The sequence below is a fragment of the Maricaulis sp. genome, from assembly GCF_034670125.1.
Taxonomy (GTDB): domain Bacteria; phylum Pseudomonadota; class Alphaproteobacteria; order Caulobacterales; family Maricaulaceae; genus Maricaulis.
On sequence record NZ_JAXMOC010000012.1, the window covers coordinates 1 to 19699 of the forward strand.

Annotated in this window: 14 protein-coding genes and 1 tRNA gene; all 15 read right to left on the bottom strand. The window is 60.9% G+C overall.

The window, feature by feature from the left end:
- Positions 1-122: GTP-binding protein (locus VOI18_RS14840; protein WP_323763226.1), on the bottom strand; the 122-nt coding region annotated here is incomplete at its 3' end.
- Between the two features lie 53 nt (positions 123-175).
- Entirely contained in the window at positions 176-2251 is a 2076-nt protein-coding gene (gene fusA / locus VOI18_RS14845; RefSeq protein WP_323763198.1) for an elongation factor G, read from the bottom strand.
- Between the two features lie 39 nt (positions 2252-2290).
- Positions 2291-2761 (bottom strand): 30S ribosomal protein S7, encoded by a 471-nt coding sequence (rpsG, locus tag VOI18_RS14850; protein WP_011643737.1) that lies wholly within the window; start codon positions 2759-2761, stop codon positions 2291-2293.
- A gap of 11 nt (positions 2762-2772) precedes the next feature.
- On the bottom strand, positions 2773-3144 hold the full coding sequence (gene rpsL / locus VOI18_RS14855) for a 30S ribosomal protein S12 (protein WP_011643738.1): 372 nt from the start codon (positions 3142-3144) through the stop codon (positions 2773-2775).
- Between the two features lie 328 nt (positions 3145-3472).
- Positions 3473-7690 carry a DNA-directed RNA polymerase subunit beta' gene (gene rpoC, locus VOI18_RS14860; protein WP_323763199.1) on the bottom strand — a complete coding sequence of 1406 codons (4218 nt, stop codon included), beginning with the start codon at positions 7688-7690 and terminating at the stop codon, positions 3473-3475.
- 66 nt (positions 7691-7756) lie between these two features.
- On the bottom strand, positions 7757-11830 hold the full coding sequence (gene rpoB, locus VOI18_RS14865) for a DNA-directed RNA polymerase subunit beta (protein ID WP_323763200.1): 4074 nt from the start codon (positions 11828-11830) through the stop codon (positions 7757-7759).
- Between the two features lie 210 nt (positions 11831-12040).
- A complete protein-coding gene (rplL, locus tag VOI18_RS14870) occupies positions 12041-12412 on the bottom strand; it encodes a 50S ribosomal protein L7/L12 (protein WP_011643741.1) in 372 nt (123 codons plus the stop codon).
- A gap of 57 nt (positions 12413-12469) precedes the next feature.
- Positions 12470-12985: a 50S ribosomal protein L10 gene (gene rplJ / locus VOI18_RS14875; RefSeq protein WP_323763201.1), complete on the bottom strand. Its 516-nt coding sequence runs from the start codon at positions 12983-12985 to the stop codon at positions 12470-12472.
- 302 nt (positions 12986-13287) lie between these two features.
- Entirely contained in the window at positions 13288-13986 is a 699-nt protein-coding gene (gene rplA / locus VOI18_RS14880) for a 50S ribosomal protein L1 (RefSeq protein ID WP_323763202.1), read from the bottom strand.
- A gap of 4 nt (positions 13987-13990) precedes the next feature.
- A complete protein-coding gene (gene rplK, locus VOI18_RS14885) occupies positions 13991-14419 on the bottom strand; it encodes a 50S ribosomal protein L11 (protein ID WP_323763203.1) in 429 nt (142 codons plus the stop codon).
- A 100-nt stretch (positions 14420-14519) separates the two neighbouring features.
- On the bottom strand, positions 14520-15053 hold the full coding sequence (gene nusG / locus VOI18_RS14890; RefSeq protein ID WP_011643745.1) for a transcription termination/antitermination protein NusG: 534 nt from the start codon (positions 15051-15053) through the stop codon (positions 14520-14522).
- A gap of 11 nt (positions 15054-15064) precedes the next feature.
- A complete protein-coding gene (secE, locus tag VOI18_RS14895; protein WP_323763204.1) occupies positions 15065-15322 on the bottom strand; it encodes a preprotein translocase subunit SecE in 258 nt (85 codons plus the stop codon).
- Positions 15323-15403: 81 nt separating this feature from the next.
- Positions 15404-15479 (bottom strand) — tRNA-Trp (locus tag VOI18_RS14900).
- A 132-nt stretch (positions 15480-15611) separates the two neighbouring features.
- On the bottom strand, positions 15612-16607 hold the full coding sequence (locus tag VOI18_RS14905) for a class I SAM-dependent methyltransferase (protein WP_323763205.1): 996 nt from the start codon (positions 16605-16607) through the stop codon (positions 15612-15614).
- 178 nt (positions 16608-16785) lie between these two features.
- The gene (locus VOI18_RS14910) at positions 16786-19641 is read right to left on the bottom strand and encodes a TonB-dependent receptor domain-containing protein (RefSeq protein WP_323763206.1); all 2856 of its coding nucleotides are present in this window, start codon (positions 19639-19641) and stop codon (positions 16786-16788) included.
- Positions 19642-19699: the final 58 nt, after the last annotated feature.

Sequence of the window (19699 nt, forward strand, 5' to 3'; positions counted from 1 at the left end):
CCGGACGCTTCCGCCAGTACCATCGTGATCGCAGCCGTCAGCGTCGTCTTGCCGTGGTCAACGTGACCAATCGTGCCGATGTTCGCATGCGGCTTGGTGCGCTCAAACTTTTCCTTCGCCATGATCTCGCTCCGAAATCCGTGTGTTCGTTGTTATACTGTGACCAGAGGTCCGCTTAGGCGGACTTGGCGATGACTTCTTGTTCGACGGCCTTGGGGACCGCCTCGTAGTGGTCGAAAAGCATGGTGAACTGTGCCCGGCCCTGGGTCGCAGACCGCAGGTTGTTCACGTAACCGAACATGTTCGCCAGCGGCACCATCGCATTCACGACGGTTGCGTTGCCGCGCATTTCCTGACCGGCGATCTGACCCCGACGGGAGTTCAGGTCACCAATGACACCACCGGTATATTCATCCGGCGTCACGACTTCGACCTTCATGATCGGCTCCAGAAGCTTCGGCGCGCAATGCGCCTTGGCTTCGCGGAATGCGGCGCGAGCCGCGATCTCGAAAGCGAGAACGCTGGAGTCAACGTCGTGATAGGCGCCGTCCACCAGCATGGCGTGCACGTCGATCACCGGGAAACCGGCAATCAGACCGCCATCCATGACCGACTTGAGGCCCTTCTCAACGCCCGGAATGTATTCCTTCGGCACGTTACCGCCGACGATCTTCGACTCGAAGACGAAGCCCGAACCCGGCTCGCCAGGACCGAATTCGATCTTGACGCGGGCGAACTGACCCGAACCGCCGGACTGTTTCTTGTGCGTGTAGTCGACGAGACCCTTCTGGCTCAGCGATTCACGGTAAGCCACCTGCGGCGCACCGACATTCGCTTCAACCTTGAATTCGCGCTTCATGCGGTCGACGAGAATGTCGAGATGAAGCTCGCCCATGCCGGCAATGATGGTCTGACCGGATTCTTCGTCGGTCTTCATGCGGAAGGACGGATCCTCGGCCGCCAGGCGCTGCAGGGCAACGCCGAGCTTCTCCTGATCGGCTTTCGACTTCGGCTCGATGGCCAGCTCGATGACCGGATCCGGGAATTCCATGCGCTCCAGGATGACCGGCTTCATCGGGTCACACAGCGTGTCGCCCGTGGTCGTGTCCTTGAGGCCCGCAATGGCAACGATGTCGCCAGCAAAGCATTCCTTGATGTCTTCGCGCGAGTTGGAGTGCATCAGCAACATGCGGCCGATACGCTCTTTCTTGTCCTTCACCGTGTTGAGCAGGGAAATACCCGTCTCGAGGTGACCGGAATACATGCGCGCGAAGGTGAGCGAGCCGACGAACGGGTCGTTCATGATCTTGAAGGCGAGCAAGGAGGTCGGCTCGTCATCGCTGGCGCGGCGGACAACCTCTTCCTCGGTCTTGAAATCGATACCCTTGATCGCCGGAACCTCGGTCGGGTTCGGCAGGAAATCGACAACAGCGTCGAGCAGAGGCTGGACACCCTTGTTCTTGAAGGCGGTGCCGCACAGGATCGGATTGAAGGTCAGCGCGATGCAGCCCTTGCGGATCAGCGTCTTGAGAAGCTCCTGGGTCGGCTCCTCGCCCTCCAGATAGGCTTCCATCGCCACTTCGTCCTGCTCGACGGCAGTTTCGACCAGCATTTCACGGTACTCGGCAGCCTTGTCAGCGAGCTCGGCGCGAATGTCACGCTCTTCCCACTCGGCGCCCAGCCCCTCACCCTTCCAGACGAGTTCCTTCATCTTGATCAGGTCGATCACGCCCTCGAACTCGGTTTCCGAGCCGATCGGCAGCTGAACGCACAGCGGCTTGGAGCCGAGGCGGTCTTCGATCATTTTGACACAGTTGAAGAAGTCAGCGCCCAGCTTGTCCATCTTGTTGATGAACACCATGCGCGGAACCTTGTAGCGGTCGGCCTGACGCCAGACCGTTTCGGTCTGCGGCTCGACACCGGCATTGGCGTCCAGGCAGCACACGGCACCGTCGAGCACACGCAGCGAACGCTCGACTTCAATGGTGAAGTCAACGTGGCCGGGCGTGTCGATGATGTTCAGGCGCTTGCCATTCCAGAAACAGGTCGTTGCAGCCGAGGTGATCGTGATGCCACGCTCCTGCTCCTGCTCCATCCAGTCCATGGTGGCGGCACCATCGTGCACTTCACCAATCTTGTGGGACTTGCCGGTATAATAGAGGATCCGCTCGGTCGTCGTCGTCTTGCCGGCGTCAATGTGAGCCATGATGCCGAAGTTGCGGTAGTCCTCGATTTTGTAGTCGCGGGCCATTTGTCAGGGTCCTTGGTACGGGTCAGTGCCTGTAAGGGGTTACCAGCGGTAGTGCGAGAAAGCCCGGTTGGCTTCCGCCATCCGGTGCGTGTCTTCGCGCTTCTTGACGGCGGTTCCGCGATTGGCAGACGCATCCATCATCTCAGCGGCGAGACGTTCGCGCATGGTATTTTCATTGCGACCGCGCGCAGCGCCCGTCAGCCAACGAATGGCCAGGGCTTTCTTGCGCTCGGCGCGGACTTCAACCGGCACCTGATAGGTCGCACCACCAACGCGGCGGGAGCGGACCTCGACCTCAGGGGCCACATTGTCCAGGGCATCATGGAAGACGCGGATCGGCTCGCGCTTCAGCTTCTCTTCGACAATTTCGAGAGCGCCATAGACAATACGCTCGGCGACGGATTTTTTGCCGTCGAGCATGATGTAGTTCATGAACTTTGTGAGATCGCGATCTCCGAACTTGGGGTCCGGAAAAATCTCGCGTTTCTCTGCGCGGTGACGACGCGACATGGACGTCTCCCTTACTTAGGACGCTTGGCGCCGTACTTGGAACGGCGTTGCTTACGGTCCTTGACGCCCTGGGTATCCAGAACGCCGCGAAGAATGTGATAGCGGACACCCGGAAGGTCCTTCACGCGGCCACCGCGGATAAGGACAACAGAGTGTTCCTGCAGATTGTGCCCCTCACCCGGAATGTAGCTCACAACCTCATGCCCGTTGGTCAGACGCACTTTGGCGACTTTCCGCAAGGCCGAGTTCGGCTTTTTCGGGGTCGTGGTATAGACGCGCGTGCAAACGCCTCGGCGCTGCGGGCAAGCCTGAAGGGCCGGCACCTTGTTGCGCTTCGGCTTGTCTTTTCGCGGCTTGCGAATGAGCTGGTTGATTGTTGGCATCCCGCTCTAATCCGTTCCTAATCTCAACAACCACGCCCCCCAGCACGATGAAATGCTGATGGACGCAAAGAAAGATCCCGACGCTCGAGCCTGAGGCCCGCACGGCGGCATCTGGGGTTTTTCCGTTACCGTGGACGACGTCTAACCGCGTGGGTTACGGCCCGTCCTTCAAACGAGCGCGGAAACTACGCACGCGACTCGCATTCGTCAAGCGCTTGTTCAGAGGTTTTCTGACACGCCCCGGCCCGGTAACAGCCGATACAAAAAGGCCGCCGGTTACCCGACGGCCTTTTCTTAGGTATTACAGGGATATCGCCCCGGAATTGGCCTAGTTGGCGCCCTCTTCAGCGGCCAATTCCTCTGCAGCTGCCTCGGCAATCTCGGTCGGAAGTCCTTCCGCCTCAACAGCCGCTTCGCGCTCAGCAAGCATGTCCGCATCCAGATCGTCGGCGATCACCTGGTACTGGCGCATGATGGCGCCCGTACCGGCGGGAATCAGTCGACCCACGATGACGTTTTCCTTGAGACCCTCGAGCGTGTCTTCCTTGCCCTGGACCGCCGCCTCTGTGAGGACGCGGGTGGTCTCCTGGAAGGAGGCTGCCGAGATGAAGGAGCGCGTCTGCAGCGACGCCTTGGTGATGCCCAGCAGGACCGGGTCACCCGTCGCCATGCGCTTGCCTTCCGCCTCGAGACGTTCGTTGTTCTCGATAAACTCGATCTTGTCGACCTGTTCGGCGGCCAGATACGTGCTGTCGCCCGGATCCTTGACCTCGATCTTCTGCAGCATCTGGCGGACGATCGTTTCGATATGCTTGTCGTTGATCGGCACGCCCTGCAGTCGGTAGACCTCCTGGATCTCGTCGATCAGGTAATTGGCCAGGGCCGGGACACCCAGGATCGCCAGGATATCGTGCGGCGCCGGGTGACCGTCGAGCAGGTATTCGCCCTTCTGGATCACATCGCCTTCCTGACAGGTCAGGTGCTTGCCCTTGGGCACCAGGTATTCGACCTTCTCGGCCTCGTCGCCTTCCGGAACAATCGCGATACGGCGCTTGTTCTTGTAGTCACGGCCGAACTCGACACGACCGGTGATCTCGGCGATGACCGCGTGATCCTTCGGACGACGGGCCTCGAACAGCTCGGCAACACGCGGCAGACCACCGGTGATGTCGCGTGTCTTGGCGCCTTCAGTCGGGATACGGGCGACGATGTCACCCGGGCGGACCGTGTCCCCATCGGCAACCGAGAGAATGGCGCCAACGGCCAGCATGTAGCTGGCGGTGGAACCGGAGGAGAGCTTGATCGGCTCACCATTCTCGTCCTGGACAACAATGGTCGGCTGCAGCGCATTGGCCTTGGCCGATCCGCGCCAGTCGATGACCACCTTGGAGGCGATACCCGTGGCTTCGTCGGTCTCTTCCTTCACCGACACGCCTTCGGCGATGTCGACGAATTTCACCTTGCCGCCGACTTCGGACACGACCGGAGCCGTATACGGGTCCCACTCGCCGAGGCGCTGGCCGCGGCTGGTCTTGTCGCCTTCCTTGACCTTCAGCTTGGTGCCGTAGCCCAGCTTGTAGCTCTCGCGCTCCTTGCCCTCGGCATCGACGATGACGAGCTGCATGTTGCGCGACAGGGCGATCAGGTCGCCGTCGGAATTGGTCACCGTCGACGGGTTCTTGAAGGTCACATGACCTTCCGAACCAGCCTCGATGAAGGACTGCTCGGAGACCTGGGCGGTACCGCCAATGTGGAAGGTCCGCATGGTCAGCTGTGTACCCGGCTCACCGATCGACTGCGCCGCAATGACGCCGACGGCCTCACCGATATTGACGCGCGTACCGCGCGCCAGGTCACGACCGTAACAGGTTGCACAGACGCCGACACGGGTCTCACAGGTCAGCGGCGAGCGCGCGATGACGCTCTGGACGCCGGCCATTTCGATCGCCATGGCGAGGTCTTCGTCGACATAGGTGTCGGCCGGACAGATCACTTCGCCGGACGCCGGATCCTTCACTTCCGCGGCCAGGGTACGGCCGAGGATGCGCTGCTCCAGCGAGACGACGACGTCACCGCCATCGACAACCGCCTGGATCTCAAAGCCTTCCGACGTGCCGCAATCTTCTTCGGTGATGATGCAGTCCTGGGCGACATCGACCAGACGTCGCGTCAGGTAACCGGAGTTGGCCGTCTTCAGGGCGGTATCGGCCAGACCCTTACGGGCGCCGTGGGTGGAGTTGAAGTATTCAAGGACGGTCAGGCCTTCCTTGAAGTTCGAGATGATCGGCGTCTCGATGATCTCGCCCGACGGCTTGGCCATCAGGCCGCGCATGCCGGCCAGCTGCTTCATCTGGTTCTTCGAACCACGAGCACCGGAGTGGGCCATCATGTAGACCGAGTTCACTTCCGACGTGCGGCCGTCTTCGCCGACCGAGGTCTTGGAGATCTCGTCCATCATGGCGTCGGCGACGTTGTCGGTACACTTGGCCCAGGCGTCGACGACCTTGTTGTACTTCTCACCCTTGGTGATCAGCCCGTCGACATATTGCTGCTCGTAGTCCGACACCATGTCGCGGGTCGCACCGACCAGGTCGGCCTTGGCGTCCGGGATCAACATGTCGTCCTTGCCGAAGGAAATGCCGGCCTTGGCCGCTTCCTTGAAGCCGAGACCCATGATCTGGTCACAGAAGATGACCGTCGCCTTCTGACCGCAGTGGCGATAGACCTGATCGATCAGGGCGCCAATGGCTTTCTTGGTCAGCAGCTCGCCGATCAGCTCCGGCTGCATCTTGGGATGCTTGGGCAGGAGGTCGACCAGCATTTTGCGACCCGGCGTGGTCTCGATCACCTTGGTTATCTTGTTGCCGTCGACATCAATGCCTTCCCAGCGCGCCTTGATCTTGGTGTGCAGGGTAATGACATCCGACTCGAGCGCCGCTTCCAGTTCGGCACGGCTGCCGAAGGCCATGCCCTCGCCCGGCTCGTTGTCCTTCTCGATCGACAAGTAATAGAGGCCCAGCACGATATCTTGCGACGGCACGATGATCGGCTTGCCATTGGCCGGCGAGAGGATGTTGTTGGTCGACATCATCAGCGTCCGCGCTTCCAGCTGGGCTTCCAGCGAGAGCGGGACGTGAACAGCCATCTGGTCACCGTCGAAGTCGGCATTGAAGGCGGCACAGACCAGCGGATGCAGCTGGATGGCCTTGCCCTCGATCAGCTTCGGCTCGAACGCCTGGATGCCGAGGCGGTGCAGCGTCGGCGCCCGGTTCAGCATGACCGGATGTTCGCGGATGACCTCGTCGAGCACATCCCAGACTTCCGGACGTTCTTTCTCGACCAGCTTTTTCGATTGCTTGACCGTTCCGGACAGCCCCTTGGCGTCGAGACGCGCGTAGATGAAGGGCTTGAACAGCTCGAGCGCCATCTTCTTGGGCAGGCCGCACTCGTGCAGCTTGAGATCCGGCCCGACCACGATGACCGAACGGCCGGAATAGTCGACGCGCTTGCCGAGCAGGTTCTGGCGGAAGCGACCCTGCTTGCCCTTGAGCATGTCGGACAGCGACTTCAGCGGGCGCTTGTTGGCACCGGTGATGACGCGGCCGCGACGGCCATTGTCGAACAGGGCGTCGACGGATTCCTGCAGCATCCGCTTTTCATTGCGGATGATGATGTCCGGCGCACGCAGTTCGATCAGGCGCTTGAGGCGGTTGTTGCGGTTGATCACGCGGCGGTAGAGGTCGTTGAGATCCGACGTCGCGAACCGGCCGCCATCGAGCGGCACGAGCGGACGCAGTTCCGGCGGAATGACCGGGATGACCGTCATGATCATCCACTCCGGGCGGTTGCCCGAGGTGAGGAAGTTTTCCATCAGCTTGAGACGCTTGGCGTACTTCTTCAGCTTCAGCTCGGAACCGGTTTCCTTCATGTCCTCACGGACCTTGGCGCACTCGGCTTCCAGATCCATGTTGATGAGGATTTCGCGGACCGCTTCAGCACCGATGCCGGCCGTGAAAGCGTCTTCGCCGTACTCTTCCTGCGCTTCCATATACTCTTCTTCGGAGAGCAGCTGGAACGGCTGGAGCGGTGTCAGGCCCGGCTCGATGACGACGTAGTGCTCGAAGTAAAGCACGCGCTCGACATCCTTCAGCGCCATGTCGAGGATCATCGCGATCCGCGACGGCAGCGACTTCAGGAACCAGATGTGGGCGACCGGAGCAGCCAGCTCGATGTGACCCATGCGCTCGCGACGGACGCGGGCCAGGGTGACCTCAACGCCGCACTTCTCGCAGACGATACCCTTGTACTTGATGCGCTTGTACTTGCCGCACAGGCACTCGTAATCCTTCACCGGTCCGAAGATGCGGGCGCAGAACAGGCCGTCGCGCTCGGGCTTGAAGGTCCGGTAGTTGATCGTCTCGGGCTTTTTCACTTCGCCGAAGGACCAGGAGTGGATTTTCTCCGGGCTGGCCAAAGCAATGCGGATCCGGTCGAAGGACGGGCCTTCGGCAGCCGGATTGAAGATGTTCATGACGTCGTGATTCATGTCGCCGTCTCCCAAAAGGGGCAAGCGGGACAGGGTTAGCCCTGCCCCGCAAAATATGGTTCAGCCTTAGCCGTTCTTCAGTTCGACGTTGAGGCCGAGAGAACGCATTTCCTTGACCAGCACGTTGAAGCTTTCCGGAACGCCGGCTTCGAAGGTGTCGTCACCGCGGACAATGGCCTCATAGACCTTGGTCCGGCCAGCCACGTCATCCGACTTCACCGTCAGCATTTCCTGCAGCGTGTAGGCCGCACCGTAAGCTTCCAGTGCCCACACTTCCATCTCGCCGAAGCGCTGACCACCGAACTGGGCCTTACCACCCAGCGGCTGCTGGGTCACAAGGCTGTACGGGCCGATCGAACGGGCGTGGATCTTGTCGTCCACCAGGTGATGCAGTTTGAGCAGGTGCTTCACACCGACCGTCACCTTGCGGCGGAAGGGCTCACCGGTCTGACCGTCATAGAGCGTCGACTGGCCGGACGGATCGAAGCCCGCCTTGGTCAGCCAATGCGCCACATCCGGCTCACGGGCACCGTCGAAGACCGGGGTCGCGATCGGCACGCCGTTGGACAGGTTCAGGCCCAGCTCGGCGATATCACTATCCGTTTCCGGAAGCTCGTCACCTTCATAGACGCGGTCCAGCTCGGACCGCAGCGTCGCCGTGCTGCCATCACGCTTGTAGGCTTCATAGGCCTCGCCCAGCTGCTTGCCGAGACCGCGGCAGGCCCAACCCAGGTGGGTTTCCAGGATCTGACCGACATTCATCCGCGACGGCACGCCAAGCGGGTTGAGGACGATGTCCACCGCTTCGCCATTGGCCAGGAAGGGCATGTCTTCGGTCGGGTTGATCTTGGAGATGACACCCTTGTTGCCGTGACGGCCGGCCATCTTGTCGCCCGGCTGAAGCTTGCGCTTCACGGCCACGAAGACCTTGACCATCTTCATCACGCCCGGCGGCATTTCATCGCCACGCTGGAGCTTGTCGACCTTGTCCTCGAAACGACGGTCGAGGCGGGCTTTTGAGTCGTCATACTGCTTTTGCAGGGCTTCGACTTCGGCCATGGCCTTCTCGTCGTCGAGGCCGATCCGCCACCAACCGCTGCGCGGGGTTTCGTCGAGGGCGTCCTGGGTGACTTCCCCCTTGGCAAAGCCACGCGGGCCGGAGACCGCGGTCTTGCCGAGCAGGAGATCGCCGAGACGCTGGTAGATGTTGCGCTCGAGGATGGCGAGCTCGTCATCCCGGTCCTTGCCGAGACGTTCGATCTCTTCACGCTCGATCGAGATCGCGCGCTCGTCCTTGTCGACACCGTGACGGTTGAAGACGCGGACTTCGACGACCGTACCGGTGGCACCGGACGGCATGCGAAGCGAGGTGTCACGAACGTCGGAGGCCTTTTCACCGAAGATGGCGCGCAGAAGTTTTTCTTCCGGCGTCATCGGGCTCTCGCCCTTCGGCGTGACTTTGCCAACGAGGATGTCGCCGGCAGCGACTTCGGCACCGACCGCGACAATACCGGCTTCGTCGAGATTGCGCAGGGCTTCCTCGCCGACATTCGGGATGTCGCGGGTGATCTCTTCCGGTCCCAGCTTGGTGTCGCGGGCCGCGATCTCGAACTCTTCAAGGTGGATCGAAGTGAAAACATCGTCACGCACGATGCGCTCGGAAATCAGGATCGAGTCTTCGAAGTTGTAGCCATTCCACGGCATGAAGGCGACGACCACGTTGCGGCCGAGCGCGAGCTCGCCGAGATCGGTGGACGGGCCGTCAGCAATGATGTCACCGGCATGGACCTGGTCACCCACACGCACGATCGGGCGCTGGTTGATACAGGTCGACTGGTTCGACCGCTGGAATTTCGACAGGCGGTAAATGTCGACGCCTGACTTGGCCGCGTCGAGATCTTCCGTCGCCCGGATGACGATACGGGTCGCATCGACCTGTTCGATCACACCGGTCCGGCGGGCGGCGATCGCCGCACCGGAATCGCGGGCCACAATGCTTTCCATGCCGGTGCCAACGAGCGGCGCTTCCGCCTTCACCAGCGGAACGGCCTGACGTTGCATGTTCGAGCCCATCAGGGCGCGGTTGGCGTCGTCGTTTTCCAGGAAGGGAATGAGCGCCGCGGCGACCGAAACAACCTGCTTCGGCGACACGTCGATATATTCCACGTCTTCGCGCGGCACGAGCGTCACGTCACCGGCAACCCGGCAATTGACGAACTCGTTGTCCAGCTCACCGCTTTCGGTGACATGGGCGTTTGCCTGCGCGATCGCGTAACGCGATTCCTGCATCGCCGAGAGGTAGTCGACCTGGTCGGTCAGCTTGCCGTTCTCGACCTTGCGGTAAGGGCTCTCGATGAAGCCGTACTTGTTGACGCGCGCGAAGGTCGACAGCGAGTTGATCAGGCCGATATTCGGGCCTTCCGGCGTCTCAATCGGGCAGATCCGGCCGTAATGGGTCGGGTGCACGTCGCGGACCTCAAAGCCGGCACGCTCGCGGGTCAGGCCGCCCGGGCCAAGCGCCGAGAGACGACGTTTGTGGGTGACTTCCGACAGCGGGTTGGTCTGGTCCATGAACTGCGACAGCTGCGAGGAGCCGAAGAATTCGCGCACGGCAGCGGCGGCAGGCTTGGCGTTGACCAGGTCGTGCGGCATCACGGTCTCGATATCGACCGAAGACATCCGCTCCTTGATCGCACGTTCCATGCGCAGAAGGCCGATGCGGTACTGGTTTTCCATCAGCTCGCCGACCGAACGGACCCGGCGGTTGCCGAGATTGTCGATGTCGTCGATTTCGCCGCGACCATCACGCAGGCCGACCAGGGTCTTGAGGACCGCCAGGATGTCTTCCTTGCGCAGGGTGCGCATGTCGTCCGGGGCATCCAGATCCAGACGCATGTTCATTTTCACGCGACCAACGGCCGAGAGATCATAGCGCTCTGAATCGAAGAACAGGCCCTGGAACATCGCTTCCGCGGTTTCCGGGGTCGGCGGCTCGCCGGGACGCATGACGCGGTAGATGTCCACCAGCGCCTGTTCACGGCTGTCATTCTTGTCGGCAGCAAGGGTCGCACGGATGTACGGACCGACGCCGGTCGCCGGATCGATGTCGAGCAGGTTGAGTTCCTTGACGCCGGTATCCTTCAGCGTCTCGAGGATCTCTTCGCTCATCTCGTCGCCGGCCTCGGCGAAAATCTCGCCGGTTTCCAGATTGACCATGTCGTCTGCCAGGTAACCGCCGAGCAGGTGCTCGTCGGAGACCAGCAGAGCGGCCAGGCCATCATCGGCAAACTTGTTGGCGGCACGGGCGGAGATCTTCTTGCCGGCCGGGGCGATGATGTCGCCGGTCTTGGCGTCAACCAGATCACGCGCCGGCTTCACACCGCGCCAGCGTTCCTTCACGTAAGGAACGGTCCAGCCCTTCTTGGACGCCTTGTAGGTGACCGTATCGTAGAAGGTCGAGAGGATCTCTTCCTTGTCCAAGCCCAGCGCGTACAGGAGTGTCGTCGCCGGCAGCTTGCGGCGACGGTCGAGACGCATGTGGACCACGTCCTTGGCATCAAACTCGAAGTCGAGCCAGGAACCACGGTAGGGAATGATACGGGCGGCAAACAGATACTTGCCCGAGGCATGGGTCTTGCCGCGGTCATGATCGAAGAAAACGCCGGGCGAGCGGTGCATCTGGGAAACGATCACACGCTCGGTACCGTTGACGACAAAGGTGCCCTTGTCCGTCATGAGCGGGATATCGCCCATGTAGACGTCCTGCTCCTTGATGTCCTTGACCGAACGCGCGCCGGTTTCCTCGTCCACATCAAACACGATGAGACGCATTTTGACCTTGAGTGGCGCGGCGAACGTCATGTCGCGCTGCTGGCACTCTTCAACGTCGAACTTGGGCGGTTCGAATTCGTAGGACACGAAGTCGAGAACGGCCCGCTCGGCGAAATCCTTGACCGGGAAGACGGACTTGAAGACCGCCTGCATGCCGGTGTCGTCGCGCTCGGCGGCTGGCACCTCTTTCATCAGGAAGTGCTCGTACGAGCTCTTCTGGACTTCGATGAGATTCGGCATCGCAACGGTTTCCGGAATACGCCCGAAAGACTTGCGAATCCGCTTTTTGCCGGTGAACGACAGACCCATGTCGGCTCCCTTCGCAGACAGCACTGCGCAATTATATGCGGGGATCGCCCCCGCGGCGCCGCTCCGGTTGGTCTTCGGGCAAGCCCGGGACCGATCAGCAATCCCGCCTGGAACGACAGCGGCGGGATCAGGTATTCCAAAGACGGGCTAACGGACGCGCAGGATCACCCCGCGCGCCCGTAGCACCGCGTCAGTCACGCCGAAGCGAGACTATTTCAGCTCAACGCTGGCGCCTGCGGCTTCCAGCTTGGCTTTGATTTCTTCTGCTTCGGTCTTCGAAGCAGCTTCCTTGACGGCCTTCGGCGCGCCTTCGACCAGGTCCTTGGCTTCTTTCAGGCCAAGACCGGTGATGGCACGGACTTCCTTGATGACGTTGATCTTCTTGTCACCAGCGCCGGTGAGAACGACGTCAAACTCGTCTTTCTCTTCAGCAGCCGGGGCATCGCCACCGCCGGCCGGGCCAGCAACGGCAACGGCTGCAGCAGCCTTGATGCCTTTTTCTTCCAGAAGATCGTTCAGTTCCTTGGCTTCAAGGATGGTGAGGGCGAGAAGTTCGTCGCAGAGTTTAGCTACATCAGCCATTTGTTCAATTCCTTGTCGGTGTTCAATGTGTCAGTTCGAAAGCGGAGAATGACGGGATCAGGCGTCGGCCTTCTCGCGGATGACGTCGATCGCCCCCGCAAGACCTTGAGCCGGAGCCATGAGCCGTTGGGCCACCTGCGATGCCTGCCCCATGAGGCGGGCAGAGATGGTGGCAATAAGCTCTTCGCGGGACGGCATCTTGGAAAGCGCGTCAATGCCGGCGGCATCGAACACGTCTTCTTCCATGAAGCCGCCAAGGATAACGAGCTTGCCGTTGTCCTTGGCGTACTCGACCAGCACCTTCGGCGCGGCCACAAAGTCTTCCGAGTAAGCGATTGCGACCGGACCTGTGAACAGGTCGGCAGCACCCTCACCCGGCTTGCCTTGCAGTGCGATTTTGGCGAGGCGGTTACGCACCACCTTGAACGTGCCACCCAGCTCGCGGAGCTTGGTGCGCAGTTCCGTCATTTCCGCAACAGTCATGCCATTGTAGTGGGCCATGACCACGGATCCAGCTTCCGAGAAGATGCCATTCAGCTCTTCAACGGACGCTTCTTTTTGAATGCGATCCATTTTGCGGACTCCCTGTTTGAGCCGTCCACCGTGGACGGCTCGGTGAAAACGCCATCACGGCACCTTCCCCTCGCGGGTCGGACGCCATCATGACGCGTCCTGTCCCAGGGCTCGAACCGACAGACCTCTAACAAGGCCGGGTCGATCTCGCTCTGTCTCACGCAGGGCCCAGATTGGATTAAGGTGACACCTTGCGGGCCACCCCCTGTGATCTCGGACAGGTCGGCCGGATCCACAAAACACGTGAATCAGACCGGATCAGCCCGGCCGGATAATCCGGTCCGGGCTGAAACTCAAGTCTTTTACGCCGAAATGGCGGCAGACGTATCGATTTTGACGCCCGGGCCCATCGTCGAAGACAGCGCAATCCGGCGTACATACAGGCCTTTGGCGCCCGACGGCTTTGCCTTGACGATCGCATCGACGAGCGCGCGAACGTTTTCAGCCAGGGCCTTCTCGGTGAAGCTGGCCTTGCCGACACCGGCGTGGATGATGCCGGCTTTCTCGACACGGAATTCGACAGCACCGCCCTTGGAATCATTCACCGCCTTGGTGACATCCATGGTGACCGTGCCGACCTTCGGGTTCGGCATCATGCCGCGCGGGCCGAGCACCTTACCGAGACGACCGACCAGCGGCATCATGTCCGGGGTCGCGATGACCTTGTCGAAATTGATGTTGCCGCCGAGGATCTGCTCCATCAGGTCTTCCGCACCGACAACGTCGGCGCCGGCCTTGGTGGCCTCTTCGGCCTTCGGGCCCTTGGCGAAGACAGCAACACGGACCGAGCGGCCGGTGCCGTTCGGCAGGTTGCAGACGCCACGGACCATCTGGTCGGCATGACGCGGGTCGACACCCAGATTGATGGCCAGCTCGATGGTTTCATCGAACTTGGCCTTGGCATTGGTTTTCACATGAGCGACGGCGTCGTCGATCGTGTACAGCGTGTCGCGATCAAAGGTCTCGCGTGCCGCCGAGAGGCGTTTTCCGATATTCGCCATGATCTTACTCCGTCACCTGCAGGCCCATGGAACGCGCGGATCCGGCGATGATCTTGGTCGCCTGGTCGAGGTCGTTCGCATTGAGGTCATTGAACTTTGCTTCAGCAATCTCGCGGCACTGGGCCATAGAGACCGTTCCGGCCGATGTCTGGCTCGGCGTGCTGGAGCCCTTCGCGATCTTCGCAGCCTTCTTCAGGAAAAAGCTGGCCGGCGGGGTCGCGATGGCAAAGGTGAAGGATTTGTCCGAGAAGACGGTGATGGTCGTCGGGATCGGCATCCCTTTTTCCATCTCCTGGGTCTTCGCGTTGAAGGCCTTGCAGAATTCCATGATGTTCACGCCGCGCTGACCCAGGGCCGGGCCGATCGGCGGGGACGGGTTAGCTGCGCCCGCAGGCACTTGCAGCTTGATATAGCCGGCAATTTTCTTCGCCATGTTCCCACTCCATTATAAAGGCGCGCCACTCGCACCTTCAGGGGTTTGCGGTACGGCCCGGCATGGACTTGGCGCCGGCACCTCCCGCAACAAAAAAACGCTAGGCGATCTTCTCGACCTGAGCGTATTCGAGCTCGACCGGGGTCGCCCGGCCGAAAATATTGATGGCAACCTTCAGGCGGCCATTCTCGTCGTCCACTTCCTCGACAACACCGTTGAAGCTCTGGAAGTGACCGTCGATGACATTGACGGTCTCGCCGATCTCGTAGCTGACAGTCGGGCGCGGACGTTCCGCATCCTCTTCCATCTGGCCGAGGATCCGCTTGACCTCATTCTCGGAAACCGGGATCGGCTTCTTTCCCGAACCGAGAAAGCCGGTGACTTTCGGGGTCGAGGTGACGAGGTGATAGGCTTGGTCTGTCATGTCCATCTTCACCAGGACATAGCCCGGGAAATATTTGCGCTCGGCATTGATCTTCCGACCCTTGCGAACTTCCACGACATCTTCGGTCGGAACGAGGATTTCCTCGAACTTGTCCTCAAGCCCCTTGATCGACGCTTCGATACGGATCGCGTCGGCGACCTTCTTCTCGAAGTTCGAATAGGCGTGCACGATATACCATTTGGCAGACATACAGCCGCTCCTCAGGCTTGGGACAGAATGAATTGGATGGTCATGCTGATGAGGCTGTCGACTCCCCAGAAGAAGAGCATGGCAATGACGGTCAGGATCAGCACGAGCACGGTCGACACCAAGGTCTCCTGGCGCGTCGTCCAGGTCACCTTGCGGGCCTCCTGGCGAACCTGCGACAGGTATTTGAACGGTCCCACACCCTTTTTCTTGGGTGCGGGCGCGTCAGCCTTGGCCGTTGATGGCGTCGTATTCTTCACGTTCCGCGTCATTCAAGTCCATCTGGCCCGCATGGGCCCTCTATTCAAGAGGTGAACGGCATGATGCGCATTCACCCGAAATTCCTTATGGCCTGGCAGGGGCGGAGGGACTCGAACCCCCGACCCTCGGTTTTGGAGACCGATGCTCTACCAACTGAGCTACACCCCTAGGACCACGCGCGGGATATCACGGTGACCCTGCCACCGCCATATCCAGAGCGCAGCTGTCTACAATGCGCAGCGTGATAAGAAAACAGGCTAAACGCAGATTCTACCCGATCAGGCGGATCGTCGGCGCCCATTACCGCCTTCCATTGATGATCCAACCAGCCGGCAGGGTGTGTTGCGCTGGCTCGAACTGCCTGAACGAAACCTCTTTCAACCCGGCCTCACGGAAGGCGGCCGCAATAGTCTCGATTGCGGTTTCGTCGAGCGCAGCCTTCGTCATTGAGGTCATTCGCCTCGAAAAACCGTCAATGGCCAGCCTTTGACCATCCCCCCAGTTGGTCATGTCGGAGAGCGCGTAAGCCCGCCAATTCCCGATGACTCGGGAAATGTCAGCAAGCAATCGCGAAACATGGTCATGAGCGGCACCGGGTTCGGAGCCCTTTAGCGCTTCGGCACACTGACTGAAACTCTGCCGAAACCGGCGCTCCGCGGCCTGGACCGAGCGAGGGACTTGTTGTGCCCCCCCCGATTTATGAAGCAGTTTCAACAACGTCAGGAAAGATCGAAACAGGCCGGACGACAGCGTTGTTGCCAGCAAGGCCGCATCGGCCTCGCAGCGCTTGTAGATGACGCCGTCAACCTTGTGAACAATTGCCTGGAAAAGACCTCCGGACCGCAAGACTCTCGCCGCCTCCTCAAATGCAGCCGGACCCGCATACTCTACGCCATACTGGCTGACGACCACGTCCAGTGACCGGTCGGCAAACGGCAGACTGGCTGCGTCGGAGGCGGCCAGCAGGCCGTTGAGTGCTGGCGTCTGCTCGCGGGCGGCGGACAGGGCCGACGCGGAATAGTCATGACAGACGGGCGTTATGGCAACGCCGCAGCTCGTCGCAACTTCCAGAGCATGAGTAGCGACAACGGCATTGCCACACGCGATGTCCAACAGACGGCATGATTGACGTCTCGCCAGAGCCGGTTCCAGGAATGCTTGCCAGGCGTCTCGCAATGCCGCCGCATCGGCCTCTGTCTTGACGACATGGGCCGCGCTGCCTTCATCGTCCCAGAAGCGTGCCCACGCGTTGGCGTCGCGACCGGTTTTAGCTTGCTTTGACATGCCGGGCATCATGCTCGAAGGCCGCCTTGCGGCAAAGCATCCAGCGCACCAGCTGGCCCGGCTCCGACCGCTCCGCCCCAAGTGTGGGTTCTGCAGACCGCCACGCGATCGCAGCATCCCGCAACATGCTCACAAGGAAAAAGGGCGGACCGCGAGGTCCGCCCTTTCCCGTTTGCTATTTGCGCAACGCTTAGAAGCGCAGGCGGCCACCCACGAAGAGGCGACGGCCGAGCGTGTCGTACGTTGCCGGCCAGGTGTTGGCCTGCTCCGAAGCGGTCGAACCGAGTTCCGGAACGGCCGTGTCGGTGACGTTGGTCACACCAACGGTCGCCGTGAAGGATTCGTTCACGTCGTAGGCGAACGTCACGTCGAAGTAGTTCTTCGCCGTGATGTCGTCTGACAGGTCGGAAACCGTAGCAGCCGTGGTTGCGTCCGCGTCCAGCGCACCAATGTGACGCCAGCGCAGCGAGGTCGTGAACGGCCCCGTGTACCAAGACGTCTGCATGGAGTGCTTGTACTCCGGCGTCGGCTCACCGCAATCGAGACCATAGAGGCCTGCACACTGGATGACCGGCGACGAAGCCGACGTGGTGAAGTCAGCTTCAGAGACGTAACCACCGTAGTAGGTGATGGCCATGTCGCCTGGCAGACCGATGACGTCAGCCGAGAAGCCGTAGTCGACGCGAAGGTCAACACCAACAGCCGTCAGCGTAGCAACGTTGATCGGCGACAGGTTCGGCAGGAAGCCATTGGCACCCATCTCACCCGTAGCCGGGTTACGAGACGGGGTCGTGGCACCAGCCGGATACAGCGTGTCACACGATGCCTGAATGCCGGTCAGGTGACATTCGTTCAGCAGCGTCTGAAGCGGAACCGTGGAAATCGCATCGGCAATCTCGATGTTGTAGTAATCGAGCTGGATGGTCAGACCTTCGATCATGCTCGGCTCGAACACTGCACCGATGGTGTAGGTGTCAGCCGTTTCCGCACCCAGGCCGGTGTTACCACCGAACAGGGCTTCCATCTGGGCATTGCCCTGGAACGGAGCACCAAGCTGAGCAGCCGGAACGCCGGCGGCCAGACAGGTGGCATCGATCGTGGCAGCCGAGTAGCTACCATTGGCGCCGCCGGAGCAAGGATCGCCTGCGCCCGGGAAGCCGTTGGTGAACGGAGCGAACAGATCGTTGACGTTCGGAGCCCGAACAGCGCGGTTGAAGTTACCACGCAGACGGATCTGATCGTTGATCTGCCAGCCAAGACCCACAGCGAAGGTCTCGGTGTTGCCGACCGTGTTGTACTCGGACGTACGGAAGGCGAGGTTCAGGCTGAGCGACTCAACCATGTCCTTGCCGGTGATGAGCGGAACTTCGGCTTCAGCGAAGAACTCGTAGACGTCAACCACGCCGGAAACCGGCAGAGAAGAGTTGAAGCCACGAACGTCCGGGCCAAGCACGGAGTCAGGGATCGATTCAGCCGAAGCTTCACGATACTCGACACCGAGAACCAGGGCCGGCGCGTATTCAGCGGTCGGCAGCTGGAAGGCAGGCAGTTCGCCGTTCACAGTCGCAACCGTCTGGAACATCTCGACATTGTCGATCTGAGCACCGGTACGGGCGATAGAGGCCGCACCAGCAGCAGACATGGAGTTCGGGCCGTTGAAGATGTCAACGTAAGGCACCGAGCAACCGCTGGCGATCGCCGTCGGACCACCGTCGCAGAGCACACCGGCCTGCAGGGCGGAAACGGAGATGTTACCAGTCTGGATCTGCGAGATCGACGAACGCGAGAAGTTCGAGAACACGTCGTACGACCAATTTTCATTGATGTCGCCACGGGCACCGAAGACGAGCTGGAAGGAGCTCGTGTCGCGGAGCGAGTTACGTGTGCCGATTTCCTGATAACGACGGGAGGTACGGATCGTAGCCGTGCCGTCGCCATTGTTGGAACCCGGGTCGTTGGTGAACAGGTCAAGCAGGTCCGACGGAAGGGTCGGGTTGTCCAGGTTGACCGTGAGCGTCACACCGGCCGGCGTCGGAGCCAGCTGGGAGTCGACCACGTTGTTCGCGTAGATGCCGCGACCGTACAGCTCAAGGTGCTCGTTCACTTCATACGTGGCGAATGCCGCGATGTTGTAACGCTCTTGCGGGAGCTGCAGGTAGTTCGACGGCGCGTAGTTATACGTGTCGTTCGGCGAACCAAAGCGCATCGGGTTGATCGTGCTGCCGGTGTTGAAGAAACCGGAGCAGACGTTGCTCGCACAATTCGGGTCAGCGGCGACGATGCCGGCACCATAGGCGCCGAAGTTCGACGACGTCGCACCGCGGAAGCGGGTGCCCGGAATGTTCGACGAACCACCGGAGATGAAGCCGTTGGCGGCATTGCCGGGGCCCGGATCCCAGTTGCTCAGGGACGAGAAGTCACGGTCGCCCTGGAAGACGGCCTGACGGTCGGTGTAACCCATCGAGATGACAGCGTTACCGCGACCATCGTCGAAGTTGCCGCCCATCGTGATGGACATCGTGGTGATCTCACCATCGAGCTCGCCCAGCGTGGTCTCGTGCGATGCGTTGATCTCGACGCCTTCGAAGTCGTCCTTCATCATGAAGTTGACGACGCCGGCAACAGCGTCCGAGCCGTAAACGGCCGATGCACCACCGGTCACGATGTCGACAGACTCGACAAGCGCGGACGGGATGCTGTTGAGGTCGACGATCTGAGCCGGACCGGAACCGACGAAGCGCATGCCGTCAACGAGGACGAGCGTACGGGTCGTGCCGAGGCCGCGAAGGCTGACCGTTGCCGTACCGTTACCCGGGTTGTTCGAGGTCGAGTCGAACGCCGGAACAACTTGCGGCAGCGTGTTGATGAAGTCTTCGGTGTTGACCGTGTTCACAACCGCGAGCTGCTCAGCAGACACGTTCGTGATCGGGCTTGGCGCCACCGTATCGGTGCGCTGAATACGCGAACCGGTTACGACGACGACGTCTTCGTCTTGCGCCACAGCAGGAGCCGCAAAGGCCATACCGCTGATAAGCGTGCTTGCCATCAGGCAAGTCTTCAAGGACTTGGATCTCACTCTTAATCCCTCCGAGTAAGGTATACGG